Below are 16446 nucleotides of genomic sequence, written 5' to 3'. Positions count from 1 at the left end.
TTAACCGACCGCTGCAGTTCGCCTGGGTAACCGTTCGGGGCCTTGTGTTGATGATTGTGAGCGTAAATATGATTTGATTGCCGGCGCAGCTTCGGTAATCGTACCTGCACCGAGTGTAATAACAATGTCGGAGGCAGTTGCGTCACCGCCGATCGCAGCGGGAAGCTCGTTAAGCGAATGCACGATTTGTGAACGTTCGAGGCCTGCTGCTCGAGCGGACTGTAGAATCAACTCGCTCGTAATGCCCTCGATCGGCTTCTCCCTGGCCGGATAGACATCCAGTAAATAGAGCGCATCGGCGTATGCTGCAAACACTTGGCCGAACTCGGCGGCAAAATCTCTGGTGCGCGTGAATGTGTGCGGTTGAAATGCGGCAAGAATCCGACGACCGGGGTACCCGGTACGAAGCGCTTTGAGCGTTGCTTCGATCTCGGTCGGGTGATGCGCATAATCGTCGATGACGAGGATACCGTTCGCATCACCGATCACCTGCGCACGGCGCTCGGCGCCGCGAAACTGTGATAGTGCTTCGGCGATCATCTCGAACGGGATCGCCAGGCTTTCCGCGACGGCGATCGCCGCAAGTGCATTCTTGATATTGTGCTCACCAGGGACGGAAAGTGTAAGCGTTCCGGCCGGCGATCCGCCACGGAAGATCGTGGACGTACTATGAAGTGCATCGAGCGAAACGTTCTTCGCCCGGTACTTTGCCTCTTCAGAGCCAATACCGAACGTGACGATCTTCTTTGTAAGCCGGGGCAGGATCGATCGCAATGCAGGTTCGTCAATATTCACGACAACCATTCCAAGCTGCGAACCGGCATTCGCGAACTGGACGAACGTATCCTGCAGATCGGCCAGATCTCGATAGATGTCGAGGTGTTCGGCCTCGAGGGTCGTCATGACCGCAATGAAGGGATGCAATGCCAAGAAACTCCTGTCATATTCATCGGCCTCGACAATGGCAAGATTTCCTTTGCCCGCATGCGCATTCTTGCCGCCGAGCTCAAAGACGCTTGCACCGACCGACACGACCGGATCAAGGCCCGCATGCAGAAGAATATGGGCGATCATCGAAGTCGTCGTCGTTTTTCCGTGGGTACCGGCGACCGCTACAGTCTGCAGACTGTGTATCAGTTCTGCCAAAAACTCTGCACGTCGAACACATCGGATCTGTCGTAGAGCGGCCACCGCGTATTCGGGATTGTCAGATTTCCGGACAGCAGAAGTATAGACGACGACGTCAGTATCGGCGGGGACATTCGACGCTCTATGCCCGATATGGATCTTCGCTCCGAGTTTTCTGAGCTCTTTCAGCTTTGCCGAATCACTCAGATCACTGCCCGAGACGGCGATGCCACGGGCGAGTGCGATCTCGGCTAATCCGCTCATGCCGGCGCCGCCGATCCCGATGAAGTGGATATGCTGCATCAGGGTCGGTGTCGCGGAGTGCGGGGGCGGCCGCGACGTGCGCGAATATGTGCTTTGTCGGCTGCCCAGGCCTTGATCGCGGCGGTCAGTTCTTCGCTGCGTTCGAAGTTGTAGGGGACGACGCGGATCGGGCGCCGCCTCGATGCTGTGAAGATCGTAATCAGCCCCGCTCTCGATATGATCCCGTTCGTGCGTTCCTGTTGCAGCCGCACACCCCGGACGTCCTTGGTGTCGATCTCGACGCGTCGCACGGCGCGCTGCAGCGCAAGTACCGAACCGTCGATTTCGATTCGTCTCCGCATCATCACATTATAGACGACAGCGAGAGCCGACGCAAGGATAATAATGCAGAGCAGGTAGACGACGGGATCGTAGAATACTTGCGAAAATTCTTCGTGCATCATGCCCCGGATGACCAGATACACCGCAAGCGTCGTAGCGTAGACCGCCATCGACTGGTAGAGAAAGGCGTAGTTATATTTGAAAACCTGGGGCTGTTGCATGCTGTCTGCGCCGCCATGCGTTATATGCGAAGCTGCGCTATGAGATAATCTGCTACAACATTTCGTGCAGTTATGTTCTCAGATGCAAGCATTTTTTTTGCCATCGTAGCTCGCGTTGCGTCATCCCCCATAAGCGAACGGACTGCTCCCGAAAGCTCGGCTGCAATCGCACTATCGGTTATCACGAGTGCCGCGCCACGCTCACGATACGCGATTGCATTTTTCTCCTGATGATTCATTGCCGCAAGCGGGTACGGTATCAGGATCGCCGGCTTGCCAAGTGTCGAGATTTCGGCAAGCGTCGAAGCGCCTGCGCGGCAGACCACAAGATCGCTCGCCGCATACGCCTCCGGCATTTCGCTAATGAACTCGCGAATGCAGATGCGCGATGGGTCAGCGTACTGACTGCGCAATGCATCGGCGTTCTCGCTTGAGCCGGTCTGCCAGATCACGTTCATACCCGCATCGAGGAATGACTGCGCACAAGCTTTCATCGCTGCGTTGAGCGATCGGGCGCCGAGCGAGCCCCCGAAGACGAGCAGCGTTTTGCGGTTCGGGTCCAAACCAAAATGCGAGCGTGCGGTCGCGACATCGATGGGTTTGAGGATGCCGTCGCGCACCGGAGTGCCGATCACCTGTGTGAGGGCCTCAACACCCGACGGAAACTGTGTGATCGACTCTTTGTAGCTCACGAAGATCTTGGTTGCGTCCTTCGCGATGACGCGGTTTGCGCGGCCAGCCACTGCATTGATTTCGAGCAGCGCGATCGGGATGCCACGCCGTTTTGCCGCGAAGGCCACCGGCACGCTCAGATAGGCGCCGCCCCCAAGGAAGACTTCCGCGTTCACTTCTTCGAGTATTTGCTTCGAACGACGGAATGCCTTGTAGTACTGCAAGGGAAACTTGGCAAGCGAGCCGAGCGAACGACCCGGAGCGGCGATCTCGATCGGGAAGAACTCGAACCCAAGACGCGGTACTTCGCGCGACTCGATGCGGTTCTTCGTGCCGACGAAGACGATGCGGATCTCGGGATGCGAGTCGCGGATCGCTTCGGCGACGGCGATCGTCGGATACAGATGCCCACCCGTGCCGCCAGAGGCGATGACGATCGTGCTCATATTAATGTGCCATGCGAATGGTCGCTGTCATCTTCTTCGGATCGGGCAGCGTCTCGGTGAATTTCGAAATGTTCAGCAGGATGCCGATCGCTGCTGCGCTAAAGATCATGTTCGTGCCGCCGTAGCTGACGAAGGGCATCGGCAGCCCTGTCACCGGCATGAGGCCGGAGTTCACGAGCGCATTGATCAGCGTGTTGATGCCGACCATCAGGGTGATCCCGGTTGCCACGTAGCGGCCGAACGGGTCGGGTGCGTGCTTGGCGATCTGAACGCCGCGGATAATAATGAACGCGAACACCAGCAACAAGAACGCCGCGCCCACGAACCCGTATTCCTCGCCGATGATCGAGTAGATGAAGTCACCGTACGATTCCGGCAAGTAGAAGTCGCGCTGTCGCGACTGCCCGATGCCGACGCCCATCAGCCCGCCGCTGCCAAGCGCGATGAGTGCCTGTGTTGTTTGATATGTGATGCGCGACGTATGCTCGTTCTCATGCCCGAAAAAGGCAAGGATACGCTGGACGCGGTACCATGCCGTCATCATATAGACGCCACCGCCCAAGACGGCGATCACGCCGGTCGAGATCATATACTTGATCGGAAGCTGCGCGATGAACATGATGCCGAATGCGAGCAGCACGAGCACCGTCGCGTTAGACATATTCGGCTGCTTCGCGATGAGTCCGGCAGCCAGGAGCGTCCAGATCATCATCGGAATAAACGACTTCTTGAAGTCGCCGATGATCTCCTTCTTTGCAGCACACATGGCGGAGATATGCAAGACCAGCGCAATCTTCACAAACTCTGACGGTTGAAAGCTGAACGGTCCGAGCGGCAGCCAACGCTTGGCACCGAGCTCGGTGTGGCCGACGACAAGCACCGCACCGAGAAAGATGATGGCAACCATCATCAACCACTTTGAATACTCCTGGTACTTGTGGTAGTCGATCTTGGTGAACAAAATCATCGTCGCGATCGCGAGCACGACCTTTGTCGCATGCTTGATCAGCATGCCTTCGCTCGTCGCGGTCTTGGCGACCGAGAACGACGCGCTCGCCGTATAGACGAAGGCCATCGATGCCAGCAGGAGCCCCGTCACGGTTATGAACAGACTCAAGTCTGCCGTTTTGCGTGGCTTCATGATCGGAAATTGAGAATTGAAAATTACGAATTGAAAAACACACTTTCGTAGGGTCGAGGCATGCCTCGACCGCGTGTTCGTTCAGCAGTACTACTGCAGTTTTGAAACGATCTCCTTGAACACCCGTCCCCGATGCTCGTAGTTATCGAACATATCGAAGCTTGCGCAGGCGGGTGATAGGAGCACTACATCACCACTGCTTGCCGCTGCGCGGGCCAACTCGACGGCCTTCTCCATCGAATGTCCTGCCGGATGCAGTGGGACGATATCCTTGAAGAACTTCTCGAGCTTTGCCGCGCCGTCACCGACGGTGACGATCGCCTTGACGTGCTCTTTCACGAGTTCTTTGATGGCCTTGTAGTCATTGCCTTTGTCTTTGCCACCGGCGATGAGTACGATCGGCTGCGTAAAGCTCTGCAGAGCATACTTGACGCTATCGACGTTCGTCGCTTTCGAGTCGTTGTAATACGAAACACCGTCGAGGGTACGAACGAACTCAATGCGATGCTCGACACCTTTGAAGCGCTCGAGTGTCTTTCGGATGCTTTCGTACTCTACGCCCATCGAACGGGCGATCAGCACAGCCGCCATCGCATTCATCAGATTATGCGGGCCGGGAATGCCGATCTTCTCGGTTGCGATCACGACCTCGCGTTCGCGGCCGAGCCGGACGATCATCTCGCCATTCTCGATGAACGCTCCGTTCTTCATTTGCTCGTTGAGCGAGAAGCCGTAGGTGCGAATACTGAGCGAATCGGCGAAGCTGCGAACTACTTCGTCGTCGTGGTTATACACGAAGATGTCGTGGCCGCGCTGGTTCTCGGTGATGCGAAACTTCGATTGGATATACGCCTCGTAGTTCTTGTAGCGATCGAGATGATCGGGCGTGATATTCAAAATGGCCGCGACCTTCGGCCGAAACTCGTTGATATTGTCAAGCTGAAAGCTTGATACTTCAAGCACATTCACTGCTTTCTCGCCGACGGCGTTCTCCGCGACATCGGCGAATGCGGTGCCGATATTGCCGGCCACGGTTGTATTCCAACCGGCGTCTTTGAAGATCTCGCCGGTAAGTGTAGTCGCAGTTGTCTTGCCGTTGGTGCCGGTGATCGCAACGATGGGCGCTTCGGCGACGCTGGCGGCGAGTTCGATCTCGCCGATGATCGGGATCTGCTTCGTGCGTGCAAGCTCGAGGATTGGTGCTTCGTTCGGTACGCCCGGACTCTTGACGATCATGTCGGCCTCGAGCACGAGATGTGTATTGCCGCCGAACTCGTATTGCACGCCGAGTTCGTCAAGCTCTTTGATCGTCTCGGCATGCTTGTTCGCCGGCGCGGCATCCGAAAGGAATACCTTCGCGCGGCGTTTCAGGAGTAACCTCACGCTGGCAAGACCCGACTTTCCCGCACCGAGTACGGTGAAGCGTTTGCCGCGTAGTTGCATAACGTTAACGAACTTTGAACGTGGTCAGCATCAGAATGGCGAGCAGGATGGCGACGATATATGCTCGCGTAACGATCTTGGGTTCGGCCCAGCCGCAGAGTTCGAAGTGATGGTGCAGCGGAGCCATCTTAAAGATGCGCTTGCCCTCGCCGAATCGTTTGCGCGTGTACTTGAAGTACAGCGTTTGCGCGATCACCGAGAGCGATTCGAGGAAGAAGATACCACCGACGATCGGCAGCACGAATTCCTTCTTGATCAACACCATGATCGTCCCAAGCGCTCCGCCAAGCGCAAGCGAACCTGTATCGCCCATGAACACTTGTGCCGGATTCGCATTGAACCACAAGAAGCCGAGCGACGCGCCGATGAGTGCGGCGCAAAAGACTGTTAGTTCGCCCGAGCCCCGCAGGTATGGGATGTTCAGATATGCGCTGAGCGAAAGATTGCCGGTACAATACGCCAGCGCCATGACTGCAATGAATGCGATCGAGACCGTTCCGGCTGCAAGTCCGTCGAGGCCATCGGTCAGATTCACCGCATTCGATGTCGCGGTGATCACGAAGATCACGAACGGAATGTAAAGTACATTGCCGAACTCGAAGACGAGGTTCTTGAAGAACGGGACTGTTGTCGCTGTTGCGATCTCGGGGAAATGTCCCGGTGCGAGCATGATCGTCAGACCGACCAACAACCCTACTGCAACTTGACCCATGAGCTTGTAGCGAGCGATGAGTCCCTTTTTCTTCTTCTTGACGACTTTCAAGTAGTCATCAAGAAACCCAATGCCGCCCATGATCGCCATCGAGATGAAGATCACGATGATATAGAGGTTGCCGATGTCCGCCCACAAGAGTGTCGGCGCAAGACAAGCGAAGAGGATGATGAGTCCGCCCATCATCGGTGTGCCCGCCTTTGAAAGATGATTTTTCGGCGCTTCGACCTTCCCTTGCTCGCTGATCTGCAGGCGACGAAGTCGTTCGATGATCTTCGGGCCAATGAAGAGACTGATCGCCAGTGCCGATACCGCTGCCATTGCCGAGCGGAACGTGATGAACCGGATGAGCTCACCGCCCGGAGGCGCAAACGCATGGTTGATCCAATTCCACAGATAGTACAGCATGGTAGGGTAATTAGTAATTAGGAATCATGAATGAGAAATGTAATTCCTCATTCCTAATTTCTCATTCATAATTTCGCAAGCACGTCTTCCATCTTCATTCCGCGCGAGCCTTTGAGAAGAATGACATCGCCGCGTTTGAGCAGCGATCGCAAGTCCTCAGCAATGCCAGCTTTCGAATCCGAATACGTCGCCGTGGCGCTCTTGCGCTTTTTGAGCAATGCAGCGAACGCATGCTTCATGGCCTTGCCGGTGAAGTAATGCCCGTCGAAGCGGTACGTGCCGATGAACGCGCCGAGCTTGGTATGCTCGCTCGTTGATGTATCGCCGAGCTCGAACATATCTCCGGCGACAACATACTTCTTGCCCTTCGCCGGAATTCGCTTCAGCGTTTCGAGCGCTGCGGCGAATGACTCAGGGTTCGCGTTGTAACAATCGTTGATCACGAGCACGCCGTTCGGCAGAGTGATCATCTCCATCCGCTTCGAATGCGGCTTGTATGATTCGATCCTCGACTTGATCTTCGCATTTGGGATGCCGAACTCCTTCGCAACCGAAGCGACCGAAGCGATGAGAGACGGTGCATACTCTGCAACGATATTGGTCTTGAGCTTGATCGTTTGTTTCCCGATCGTGAGATCGACCAGACGCTTACCGTTCGTTGCAAAGCCTCTGTCGCGTGCCGTGACCTGTGCTTTTCCTTTTGTCGCGAAGGTGACGGCTCGTTTGCCGAAGCGCTTCGTGGATGGGGCAAGGTACTTGTCGTCGAGGTTGACGAACGCCGTACCGCCGGCTGCATCAAGTGCACGGAAGAGCGCCGTCTCTTCCTTGGCGACACCCGCGAGGTTCTTGAAGAATTCCAGATGTTCGCGGCCGATGTTCGTGATGATGCCGTGCGTGGGCATCGCGATCTCGGTCAGGCGGGCGATCTCGCCGGGATGATTCGTCCCGATCTCGAGCACGGCGAGCTTGTGCTTGGGCGTGAGCAAAAACAGCATCCGTGGCAAGCCAACGTGATTGTTATAATTCGCTTCTGTCTTTAGGAGTGTGAACGACGTTCCGAGGACATAGCTCGTTACATCTTTCGTCGTTGTCTTGCCATTCGATCCTGCAACGAGCAGGATCGGGATGCTAAACTTATTTCGGTAGATCTGCGCAAGGTCGCCATATGCCGTCAGTGTATCGCGCACGACCAGCAAGGGCAGCTTCCTTGGAGTCTTTCTCGCATGAGTGCGGTACCACTTCGCATCGACTACTGCAGCAGCAGCACCTTGCTTCGCGATCTGCGCAAGAAAATCATGCCCGTCGAACGTCTCGCCACGCAATGCGATGAAGAGATCCCCCTTGCCGCACTGGCGCGAATCGGTCGAGACTGATGAGAATCGGGTGCGTTCGGTGAGGCTCTCAAATCCAATAGCACGCACATGCGGCGCGCTGAGCAGGTCGCTAACGGTAAAATTCACGGAGCAAATGGTGATGGTGTGGTGTCATTGCAAGGTCGCTTCAGCGACCGTAGCAATCTAAGAACTCCAAGTACAAGTCACGTTCGAGGTCTTAGATTGCTTCGTCGGGCTACTGCCCTCCTCGCAATGACATCGGAGAGAGCATCTCCCGAACCTCGAGCACCTGTTCGCGGTCGTCGAAGTGCCGCTTCTCTTTGCCGACGATCTGATAATCCTCATGGCCTTTGCCGGCGATGAGGATCACGCTGTCGCCTTGCGAGCTGAGTATGGCACGGCGAATGGCTTGCGCCCTATCGAGCACGACGACTGCCTTCTTCGGCGATCGAAATCCGGTCAGGATCTCGTCCGCGATCGCCTTCGGGTCTTCGGTGCGAGGGTTGTCGTTGGTGACGATCACTTCATCGGAATACCGCTCTGCGATCGCCCCCATGAGCGGACGCTTGGTGCGGTCGCGGTCGCCGCCACAACCGAAGATCGTTGTCACGGTCGAATGTGGTGCAAGCGAGCGGATCGTTTTGAGAACATTCTCCAGGGCATCCGGTGTATGCGCATAGTCCACGATGGCGACACTATCGCCCGGTAGCTCGATCTGCTCGAATCGCCCATGCACGGGGCGGATCTGCGAACTGAGTTCTGCAAGGACGGACAGCGTGCATCCTTCTACGCCAAAGTATAATGCGCTGATCGCAGCGAGCATGTTCTCGACGTTAAACTCGCCGACGAGCTGCGAAGCGATGACTGCTTCCTCATCGCTGTAGCGCTTCGCTACGTTGAAGCTGGTGCCGCGAAGCGAATACTCGACGTTGCTCGCGAGAATGTCAGCGCTGCCAAAGCGCGAGCCGTCATGCTGGCCATACGAGTGCGCGTTCGCGCTGGTGTTCTCGATCATGAATGCGCCGTACTCATCGTCGGCATTCGTGATCGCAACCGCATTCGGTTTGAGCCCGGTGAACAATTTCTGTTTGGCTGACGCGTATGCTTCCATCGTCTTGTGGAAGTCGAGGTGATCTTGCGTCAGGTTGGTGAAGACGGCGATGTCAAAATCAAGTGCAGCGGTTCGTTCGAGTTCGACGGCGATGGAGCTGACCTCCATGACGCAGGTCGTGACACCACTGTCAACCATCTGCCGAAGCATTGCGGACAGATCGCGCGATTCCGGCGTCGTGAGCGTGCCGCCGAGTGATTCGCTTCCGATATATGCGCCAAGTGTGCCGATCAATCCAACCTTCTCGCCGCGAAGCTCCAAGAACTGACGAATGACGTTCGTCGTAGTGGTCTTGCCGTTCGTACCCGTAACGCCGATAAGCCGTAGCTTCTGCGAAGGCGAACCGAAGGCTTCTTCCGAGATGATGGCGAGCGCTTTGCGCGCGCTCGATACAAGAAGGCGCGAGACATTGGCGCTGGCAGCATCGGCTTCGGAGAATGCATCGGCATCCTCGAGCACGATGACGGTCGCACCGCGAGCGATGGCATCGGCAATGAAGCGATGACCATCGGTCTGAAATCCTTTGATAGCGAAGAACGTCGAGCCGGGTTTGACGGCGCGAGAGTCGTATTGCGGGTCGGAGAGATCGGCGTCCTGCAAGCCTGTTAAGGCGAGGACGCCGACCTCTCGTTGCCGCGTGAGCTCACTGAATCTCATTTTTCAAAGAACGGGGCTTTTGAACGGATGCGTTCACTGAAAAATGCATCCGACATAACTTCGGTGCGGTGATAGCCGCCAGGGTTGTGTGTCCGCCTGAGCTGCGTCCGAAGCGTCTCGTCTTGTGGACAGGGATTCTTCGCTTCGCTCAGAATGACAGGTGTGCCCTGCTATTCGTCACCAAAGAGCGTCACAGTAGCATTCCGTGTTTCGAGCTTCGCGCCGGGGTCCGGTGTCTGGCGGACGACTTTGCCGTCGCCGACGAACTGTACCCTGACATTTGACGCTGCGGCGAACTTCATCGCGCGAGCGACCGGCATGCCCCGAAAATCGGGGGTCTCGATGGCGGACGCGAGTCCGCCGGTGAGCTGTGTATCATCGCCATTCGCTGCGCGGGTGATAAGCCGCACGGAATCACTACCAAATCGTTCGGCGCGTTCTACCACGCCGGTCTCGTCGGCTTTGCCGACGGAAAATCCTTCTGAGATGAGTACGCGACGCGCCAGATCAAGCGGCAAGCCGCGCACGTCAGGCATATCGCGATCGACCGCCTGATCGTCGCGGTCCTTCGTTCTCACGACGGTCCCTTCGATTTCGAGTGCGCCGCCTTCCTGCGGAGCGTTCGCTGCCATGACTGGTGTGTTCGCGCGGGCATCGATCGGAAGTTTGCCGTTCTGTTCGAGGATGGACATTGCGATCTCGCGGAAGATCGGGCCGCTGACGGCGCCGCCGTAGTAGCCGTTGTGCGGTGAGCGCAAGATCACGAGTACTTCCCACTGAGGGTTCTCGGCCGGGAAGAAGCCGATGAAGGTGGACGTATAGTGCTCTTTCGAGTAATGCCCGTTGACAAGCTGCTGCGCTGTACCTGTTTTGCCGGCGATCGTAACACCTTTGATTTTACACATCGTCGCCGTACCGGAATCGACGACACCGCGCATGAGGTCGGTGAGGGTTTTGCACGTCTGCTCGCTGACGATGCGGCGAAGCTCCTGCGGTTGAGTTTCGATGACCTCACCGCTTGCCGTCTTGCGCTTCGATACGATGTACGGCTTCATCATCACGCCTCCGTTGGCGATGGCGCCGTATGCAGTTGCGAGTTGGATGGGCGTGGCAGTCATCTCATAACCGAAAGCGATGTAGCGTTTCGAATTTCCACTCCAACGGCTTGGCTTATGCATGCTGCCGGGGATCTCGCCCGGAAGATCGATGCCCGTGAGTACGCTCATGCCGAAGTCGCGCATGTACTTGTAGAAGCGCCGACGTTCGAGCCGGTCGGAGATCTGCGCAAAGCAGACATTGCTCGATTTCTCAAGCGCCTGGCGGAAGGTAAGTATGCCGTATGGATGCGTGTCGCGAATCTTCGCACCACCTTCGATCTCCCATGTACCGCCGTGCGCGTCGATCTTGTCTTCGGGTTTCCATGCTTTTTCCTCGAGGGCGATCGCGGCTGTAAGAACCTTCATTGTCGAACCCGGCTCGAACGCATCGGTGATGGCACGATTGCGAAGCTGTTCGTTCGTCGCCGAGAAGAAGTCGTTCGGGTTGAAGTCAGGCACGTTCGCCATCGAGAGGATCTCTCCGGTGCGCGGATTCATGACGATGGCAATACCCGCTTCGGCAGCAGCTTTCTCTACGCCAGCGTGCAGTGCGTTCTCGGTCGTTGCCTGAATACTTTCGTCGATCGTGAGCGTGAGGTCGTCGCCGTTGGAGGCAGGGACCTGGTCGTAATCGACATCCGGCCTGGGACGTCCGCGGCCGTCACGTTGCATGACGCTATAGCCGTCCTTGCCGTGTAAGATCTTATCGTCGAAGAGTTCGAGGCCGGCGAGTCCGCGGCCGTCCTTACTGGAAAAGCCGAGGATATGTGACGCACGACCACCGAATGCGTATGCACGGCGTTCGTCGGTTTCACGGATCAGGCCGTGTTCTTTGATATTATCGAGTTTCGCAGCGACGTCGATCGGCACTTCACGTTCGACCACGATGTAGCGGCGGCTCGTGTCGTTAAGGATCGATGTGTAATATTCCTTCGGCTTGTTGAACACGGACGAGAACGCCGCGGCAAGCGCCGGCTTGTTTTTGATCTCTTTCGGATCGACAGCGAACTTCACGACGAACGAGTTCGATGCGAGGATGATACCGTTGCGGTCGGTTATGACGCCGCGACGGGCGGGGATCACCACCTGCATCTTGTACTGACTGTTCGCGGCTTCTGAGAACTCGTCATGATCGAGCACCTGCACCTTGAAGAGCTTGAACGTCACGGCAAGAAAGCCGAGCAGGAAGACGCCGAGGATGAGATAGAGCCTCGCGTTGCTCGCCATCGGATCCTTCGCCTCGGGTACGGCGAAGAAGCGCTCGATGAGGCGTTGATGCCATGCTTGTTTCGCAGAGGAGGCTTCGTTATGGGCGTGATCACCACCGACGGAGAAGGCTCCGGGACGACCCCTATTAACGGACGAAGCGCCCTCCGATGCTCGCATCGGGGGGCGATGTCCGTATGAAGAGTTGTTATATGCGTCGTGTGGTTCGCGCACGCGGGGGCTATCGTCCTCTGCTATTGTGTCGGTACTACTACTTCGTTAATGCCATCCGATTCGACCATCCCGAACTTCGTCTTGGCGATCTGGCGGATGCGGTCGGATGCGGAGAGTTGCATCTCCTGCGCTTTCAACTTGATGATACGTTGGCGTGCCTGTTCGATCTCGGAATCGAGTTGCGCTTTCTCGAGCGTCAGTCGGTTGACCTGCAGCGTGTTCCAGATGATGAGCACGGCGCAGAGCGTGACGATTGCAGCGAAGATGATGACGTAGAGCGTCGGGATGCGGCCGACGACTTTGTCGAGCGATTCGGCATTCTTCTTCGGTGCCTTTGGCTTCGCGGCGATCGGCTCGTCGTGAACCGGTGCTGCTGCATGTGCAGCGGCCGCGCGTGCCGAATTTGGCGGTGCGCCAAGCACGGTGCGTTCTGCTCCGGATCGGGAACGAGGTATGTATGCGATCTCCGCCACAGGTTGTATCCTACACTTTTTCTGCGATGCGCATCTTGGCGCTTCGGGCACGGACATTGCGCGCCACTTCTTCGTCCGACGCAACGACGGGCTTCGGTACCACGAGCCGCAGTCGCGCTTTCGAGAGGTCGGTCGCATCGCGCAGCGATGCAAGCGTACCCGCTTCAGCCTTGGGGCGTGCCTCTCGAGTAAAGATCTCTTTGACGATACGGTCCTCGAGCGAGTGGTAGCTCACCACTACAATCCGCCCGCCGGAGCCGAGCAGATCGATTGCGTCGAGTATCGAACGGCGCAGATTGCCGAGTTCGTCGTTCACCTCGATGCGAAGCGCCTGGAAGATGCGCGACAGGACCGCATTTCGCTTGTCCTCTCGAATGCCTTCACCGGCTATCTGCGCAAGCTCTGTCGTCGTAACGATCGGCGCCGCGCTTCGGCGTTTCGCGATGCGATACGCAATGCGCTTCGCAAGCGGCTCTTCACCATACTCCTTGAATATGTGTGTAAGCTCTGCCTCGGTGTAATCGCGGATGATATCCCGTGCTGAGACACCAAGCCGCGGATCGAGGCGCATATCGAGTTCGCTTTCGGTCCGGTAGCTCAGGCCGATGCTCGTCGTATCGAGTTGATGGCTCGAAACGCCGAGGTCGTAGACGATGCCATCGATGGTCCGGATGCCGGAGCGTTCGAGAGAATCGCGGAGCGTGCCGAAATTCTCGCGGACGATCGTCAACATCATGCCGAAACGCTCAAGGCGTCGGCGAGCGAAATCAATGGCGGCCGGGTCGGTCTCGAATGCGAACAGCCTGCCGTGTGCGGCAAGCTTGCCGAGTATCCGTTCGGCATATCCGCCTCCGCCGAGTGTCGCATCCACGTAGGTGCCATCCGCTCGTGTGACGAGCGAGGCGACGGCTTCGTCCGCAAGGACGGGAATGTGGTATGCCGATTCGTTCACGCCGGAAGCGGTATGAGAATGCAACGGCCGTAGGTGCATGTATCCGGAGCACATTCCCGTGTGCACAATACGCGCAGCCGCATTCTCGTTGTCAATGAACCCACCAGTGAAAATTGTGTAGAAAGGATTGCCGGCTGCCTTGGGCAGTCGCCGCAGGTTAGCTCGGTTCCGAAGCGCGCAAACCGAGTACCGATTCGGCGACGGTCTCGTAGCTTTTCTTCATCGAATCGATGTAGCGCTTGAAGTTGGCCGGGTCCCAGAGTTCGATATGGTCGAGTACGCCGATGATATAGACTTCTTTCTTGATCTCGGCATAATCGAGTAAACTACGGGGGATGAGGATCCGAAACTGGCCGTCGAGGGCAAGTTCTTCGCTGTATTGCAACAGCATCCTCATGGAGAACCGGTCTTCTTCGCTCGTCTGATTGAGTGCCTTGATGCTCGTTTCGAGCTTGTGCCATTCATCCAGCGGATAGCCATACAGACATTTCTCGAGACCACGAGTCACCACGAAGGTCGAATTGGCCTCCGGAGAAATGTTGCGACGCATTTTAGAGGGGATCGAAACCCGTCCCTTTGCGTCAACCGAATAAATATCGCTACCTTTGAATGACGACATTGTCCGCCCTTGGCGAGCCCTCCTGCTCTTTTCCGCCGGGGCAAGCGGTGTATCCTTTCAAAAACAAGAGCGGGAGTGGGAACACCCCCAAGCCGTGCTCAGAGTATCTTTGCCCCCTCACTCTAAGCCACTTCTTACAATAATCTAGGCGCTCCCACTTTCTCCCACTTCTTGGATACAAATATAGCACATTTTTCCCCACCGTGCAAGCAAGACGCAAAAAATCTTTAATTTTTTTTGGGGTATAGACGAAATACTATCGGCTTGGAGGAAAACGTTCTTCGTAAGCTATTGATAATAAGAGTTTTATAGAACCCTGTGTGTCAGAGGAGCGTAAGTATCGGGCTAATGCCAATCCACAAAGATTACAAAGGCAAGGAAAAGGAATATCACAAAAACCCAAATTCCGATCCCTACGAGTAGGAATCGGAATTTGCGGTCACGATCGGTTAGTGGTGCGGCGCTCACCGCCACTGCTCCGTAAGTTTAGAATAGCCAATGTGGCTGGAAGGTCCATTCCAGCGATATCATCAGGATCAGGATGCCCGCAACCGCAAGCGGCGAATAAGCAATGATCTTGAGGAATCGAGCGTCGTACTTCAAGTGCATGAAATACACAGCGACGAGGCCGGCCTTGACAAGCGCGAGGGCGATCAGCAGGATCACCATCGCCGTCTTCGGCATCGACATCTGCGACACGCCTACCTCGATGCCGGTCAGAACGGCAAGGGCGCTGAAGATGCCCAGATACGTTTTTGTATGATTCGGATGTCCTTGTTCGATGGTCATAAGAAGTTCGCGGTCAGATGAGGTAGACAAGCGTGAAAAGAATGATCCAGATCAGATCGACAAAGTGCCAGTAGAGGCCGGCCACCTCGACGATATCGCCGGTATCGTGGCGCGTACGCATCCAGCGAATACCGCGCACCATGATATATGGCACAGCACCGGCAACGATCGGGATAAGCACGTGCGGAAGCGGGGGCCATTTCTTCGTCACATTGAAGAACATGAACAGCGTGATGCCAACGCACACCAACCTCCACAGATTGATGAGCCAGTAGCTCTCCTTCTTGTGCGAATCGATCGGGCCCATCAGAAGCGCGATCACAAGCGATAGCAAGTAGGCGACCCCGGAAAATACGTGGATGCCGTGGAAGCCGGTCAGCGAAAAGAACGTCGCATCGAAGAGGCTCTTCTCCATCCCCATGCCGTCGTTGACGATGAGATGGTAGTATTCGCCATACTGTATACCGAGGAAGATCGAACCGCCAATGACTGTCAGCGCCAGCCACAGGATCGTCTTCTTAATGTTCTTCCAATGAGCCGCTTGCACTGCCATCACCATGGTGACGCTCGAGCAGATCAGAACGAATGTGTTCAGCGCGGTCAGCGGAATGTTCAGCGGGTAGTGCTCGACGCCCTGGACGTGTGTCTCGGGGCTCGGCCACAGATTTCCGGCGCCGATGCGTACGGAAATATAGGCCGCGAAGAAGCCCATGAACATAAGAGCATCCTGACACAAGAACAACCACATAAACACCTTCCCCATCAGGGTGCCGGTGCTGGTATATGTAGTCGAACCGTGGTGCTCGTCGGAATGAGTGTTCAAAGCGATCTCTGACACGGTACTAGAGATTTGCGAAATTGTGAATAACGAACTGCAAATATACGAAGCGACAGGGAACACTGCCCTGAAAGTGGGGAAGACGATCCTAGTACATACCCAGTAGGACGGACTCGTAATCCGTCCTCAGTGGCACGGACTCTCACTCCGTGCTTTCGGCAGTCACGAATATTCGGATCGCCCCCGACCCCCGCCCACGAATGAATTCGTGGGCTACGCGTGTGGCCGTCCTACCGGACTCAATGCGGCGAAGCCGCAAGCTCCCTTTACCCCGCCCGTCATTCTGAGCACGTTCTCTTCGCTCAGCGTAAACTCCGCGAAGAATCCCTTTCGTGCAGCCGCAGCATGCCCAAGACCGGTGGCACGGACTCTTAGTCCGT

General features: G+C 56.4%; 14 protein-coding genes. All 14 read right to left on the bottom strand.

Translation table 11 applies throughout. The features are described 5' to 3' along the window. The gene (locus tag JSS75_12295) at window positions 1-1431 is read right to left on the bottom strand and encodes a UDP-N-acetylmuramate--L-alanine ligase (protein ID MBS1904479.1); all 1431 of its coding nucleotides are present in this window, start codon (window positions 1429-1431) and stop codon (window positions 1-3) included. After that, window positions 1431-1934: a hypothetical protein gene (locus JSS75_12290; protein ID MBS1904478.1), complete on the bottom strand. Its 504-nt coding sequence runs from the start codon at window positions 1932-1934 to the stop codon at window positions 1431-1433. The genes JSS75_12295 and JSS75_12290 overlap by 1 nt, the downstream gene beginning before the upstream one ends. Window positions 1935-1954: 20 nt before the next feature. Next, complete coding sequence (gene murG / locus JSS75_12285) at window positions 1955-3052, bottom strand: undecaprenyldiphospho-muramoylpentapeptide beta-N-acetylglucosaminyltransferase (protein MBS1904477.1); 1098 nt, start codon at window positions 3050-3052, stop codon at window positions 1955-1957. Between the two features lies 1 nt (window position 3053). Beyond that, window positions 3054-4193 carry a cell division protein FtsW gene (locus JSS75_12280; GenBank protein ID MBS1904476.1) on the bottom strand — a complete coding sequence of 380 codons (1140 nt, stop codon included), beginning with the start codon at window positions 4191-4193 and terminating at the stop codon, window positions 3054-3056. Between the two features lie 90 nt (window positions 4194-4283). Then, on the bottom strand, window positions 4284-5636 hold the full coding sequence (locus JSS75_12275; protein MBS1904475.1) for a UDP-N-acetylmuramoyl-L-alanine--D-glutamate ligase: 1353 nt from the start codon (window positions 5634-5636) through the stop codon (window positions 4284-4286). Between the two features lie 4 nt (window positions 5637-5640). Next, the gene (locus JSS75_12270) at window positions 5641-6756 is read right to left on the bottom strand and encodes a phospho-N-acetylmuramoyl-pentapeptide-transferase (GenBank protein ID MBS1904474.1); all 1116 of its coding nucleotides are present in this window, start codon (window positions 6754-6756) and stop codon (window positions 5641-5643) included. 65 nt (window positions 6757-6821) lie between these two features. After that, window positions 6822-8216, bottom strand: coding sequence for a UDP-N-acetylmuramoyl-tripeptide--D-alanyl-D-alanine ligase (locus JSS75_12265; GenBank protein MBS1904473.1), 1395 nt, complete (start codon window positions 8214-8216; stop codon window positions 6822-6824). 109 nt (window positions 8217-8325) lie between these two features. Beyond that, window positions 8326-9858: a UDP-N-acetylmuramoyl-L-alanyl-D-glutamate--2,6-diaminopimelate ligase gene (locus JSS75_12260; GenBank protein MBS1904472.1), complete on the bottom strand. Its 1533-nt coding sequence runs from the start codon at window positions 9856-9858 to the stop codon at window positions 8326-8328. Between the two features lie 170 nt (window positions 9859-10028). After that, a complete protein-coding gene (locus JSS75_12255) occupies window positions 10029-12341 on the bottom strand; it encodes a transpeptidase family protein (protein MBS1904471.1) in 2313 nt (770 codons plus the stop codon). A 74-nt stretch (window positions 12342-12415) separates the two neighbouring features. After that, entirely contained in the window at window positions 12416-12868 is a 453-nt protein-coding gene (ftsL, locus tag JSS75_12250; GenBank protein MBS1904470.1) for a cell division protein FtsL, read from the bottom strand. 10 nt (window positions 12869-12878) lie between these two features. Next, window positions 12879-13820, bottom strand: coding sequence for a 16S rRNA (cytosine(1402)-N(4))-methyltransferase RsmH (rsmH, locus tag JSS75_12245; protein ID MBS1904469.1), 942 nt, complete (start codon window positions 13818-13820; stop codon window positions 12879-12881). 157 nt (window positions 13821-13977) lie between these two features. Then, window positions 13978-14439 (bottom strand): division/cell wall cluster transcriptional repressor MraZ, encoded by a 462-nt coding sequence (gene mraZ / locus JSS75_12240; protein ID MBS1904468.1) that lies wholly within the window; start codon window positions 14437-14439, stop codon window positions 13978-13980. A gap of 486 nt (window positions 14440-14925) precedes the next feature. After that, on the bottom strand, window positions 14926-15228 hold the full coding sequence (locus JSS75_12235; protein MBS1904467.1) for a cytochrome C oxidase subunit IV family protein: 303 nt from the start codon (window positions 15226-15228) through the stop codon (window positions 14926-14928). Window positions 15229-15241: 13 nt separating this feature from the next. Continuing rightward, a complete protein-coding gene (locus JSS75_12230) occupies window positions 15242-16051 on the bottom strand; it encodes a heme-copper oxidase subunit III (GenBank protein ID MBS1904466.1) in 810 nt (269 codons plus the stop codon). Window positions 16052-16446: the final 395 nt, after the last annotated feature.

The sequence above is a fragment of the Bacteroidota bacterium genome, assembly GCA_018266755.1.
GTDB lineage: Bacteria > Bacteroidota > Ignavibacteria > Palsa-1295 > Palsa-1295 > JAFDZW01.
This window is presented reverse-complemented; position numbering and strand designations above follow the sequence as displayed.

Bases quoted from the DNA above. Each gene is read 5' to 3' on its own strand.
- JSS75_12290 (MBS1904478.1), bottom strand. From the start codon at position 1,934: ATGCAACAGCCCCAGGTTTTCAAATATAACTACGCCTTTCTCTACCAG.
- JSS75_12275 (MBS1904475.1), bottom strand. From the start codon at position 5,636: ATGCAACTACGCGGCAAACGCTTCACCGTACTCGGTGCGGGAAAGTCG.
- JSS75_12260 (MBS1904472.1), bottom strand. From the start codon at position 9,858: ATGAGATTCAGTGAGCTCACGCGGCAACGAGAGGTCGGCGTCCTCGCC.
- JSS75_12255 (MBS1904471.1), bottom strand. From the start codon at position 12,341: ATGCGAGCATCGGAGGGCGCTTCGTCCGTTAATAGGGGTCGTCCCGGA.
- JSS75_12295 (MBS1904479.1), bottom strand. From the start codon at position 1,431: ATGCAGCATATCCACTTCATCGGGATCGGCGGCGCCGGCATGAGCGGA.
- mraZ (MBS1904468.1), bottom strand. From the start codon at position 14,439: ATGTCGTCATTCAAAGGTAGCGATATTTATTCGGTTGACGCAAAGGGA.
- JSS75_12235 (MBS1904467.1), bottom strand. From the start codon at position 15,228: ATGACCATCGAACAAGGACATCCGAATCATACAAAAACGTATCTGGGC.
- murG (MBS1904477.1), bottom strand. From the start codon at position 3,052: ATGAGCACGATCGTCATCGCCTCTGGCGGCACGGGTGGGCATCTGTAT.
- JSS75_12280 (MBS1904476.1), bottom strand. From the start codon at position 4,193: ATGAAGCCACGCAAAACGGCAGACTTGAGTCTGTTCATAACCGTGACG.
- JSS75_12270 (MBS1904474.1), bottom strand. From the start codon at position 6,756: ATGCTGTACTATCTGTGGAATTGGATCAACCATGCGTTTGCGCCTCCG.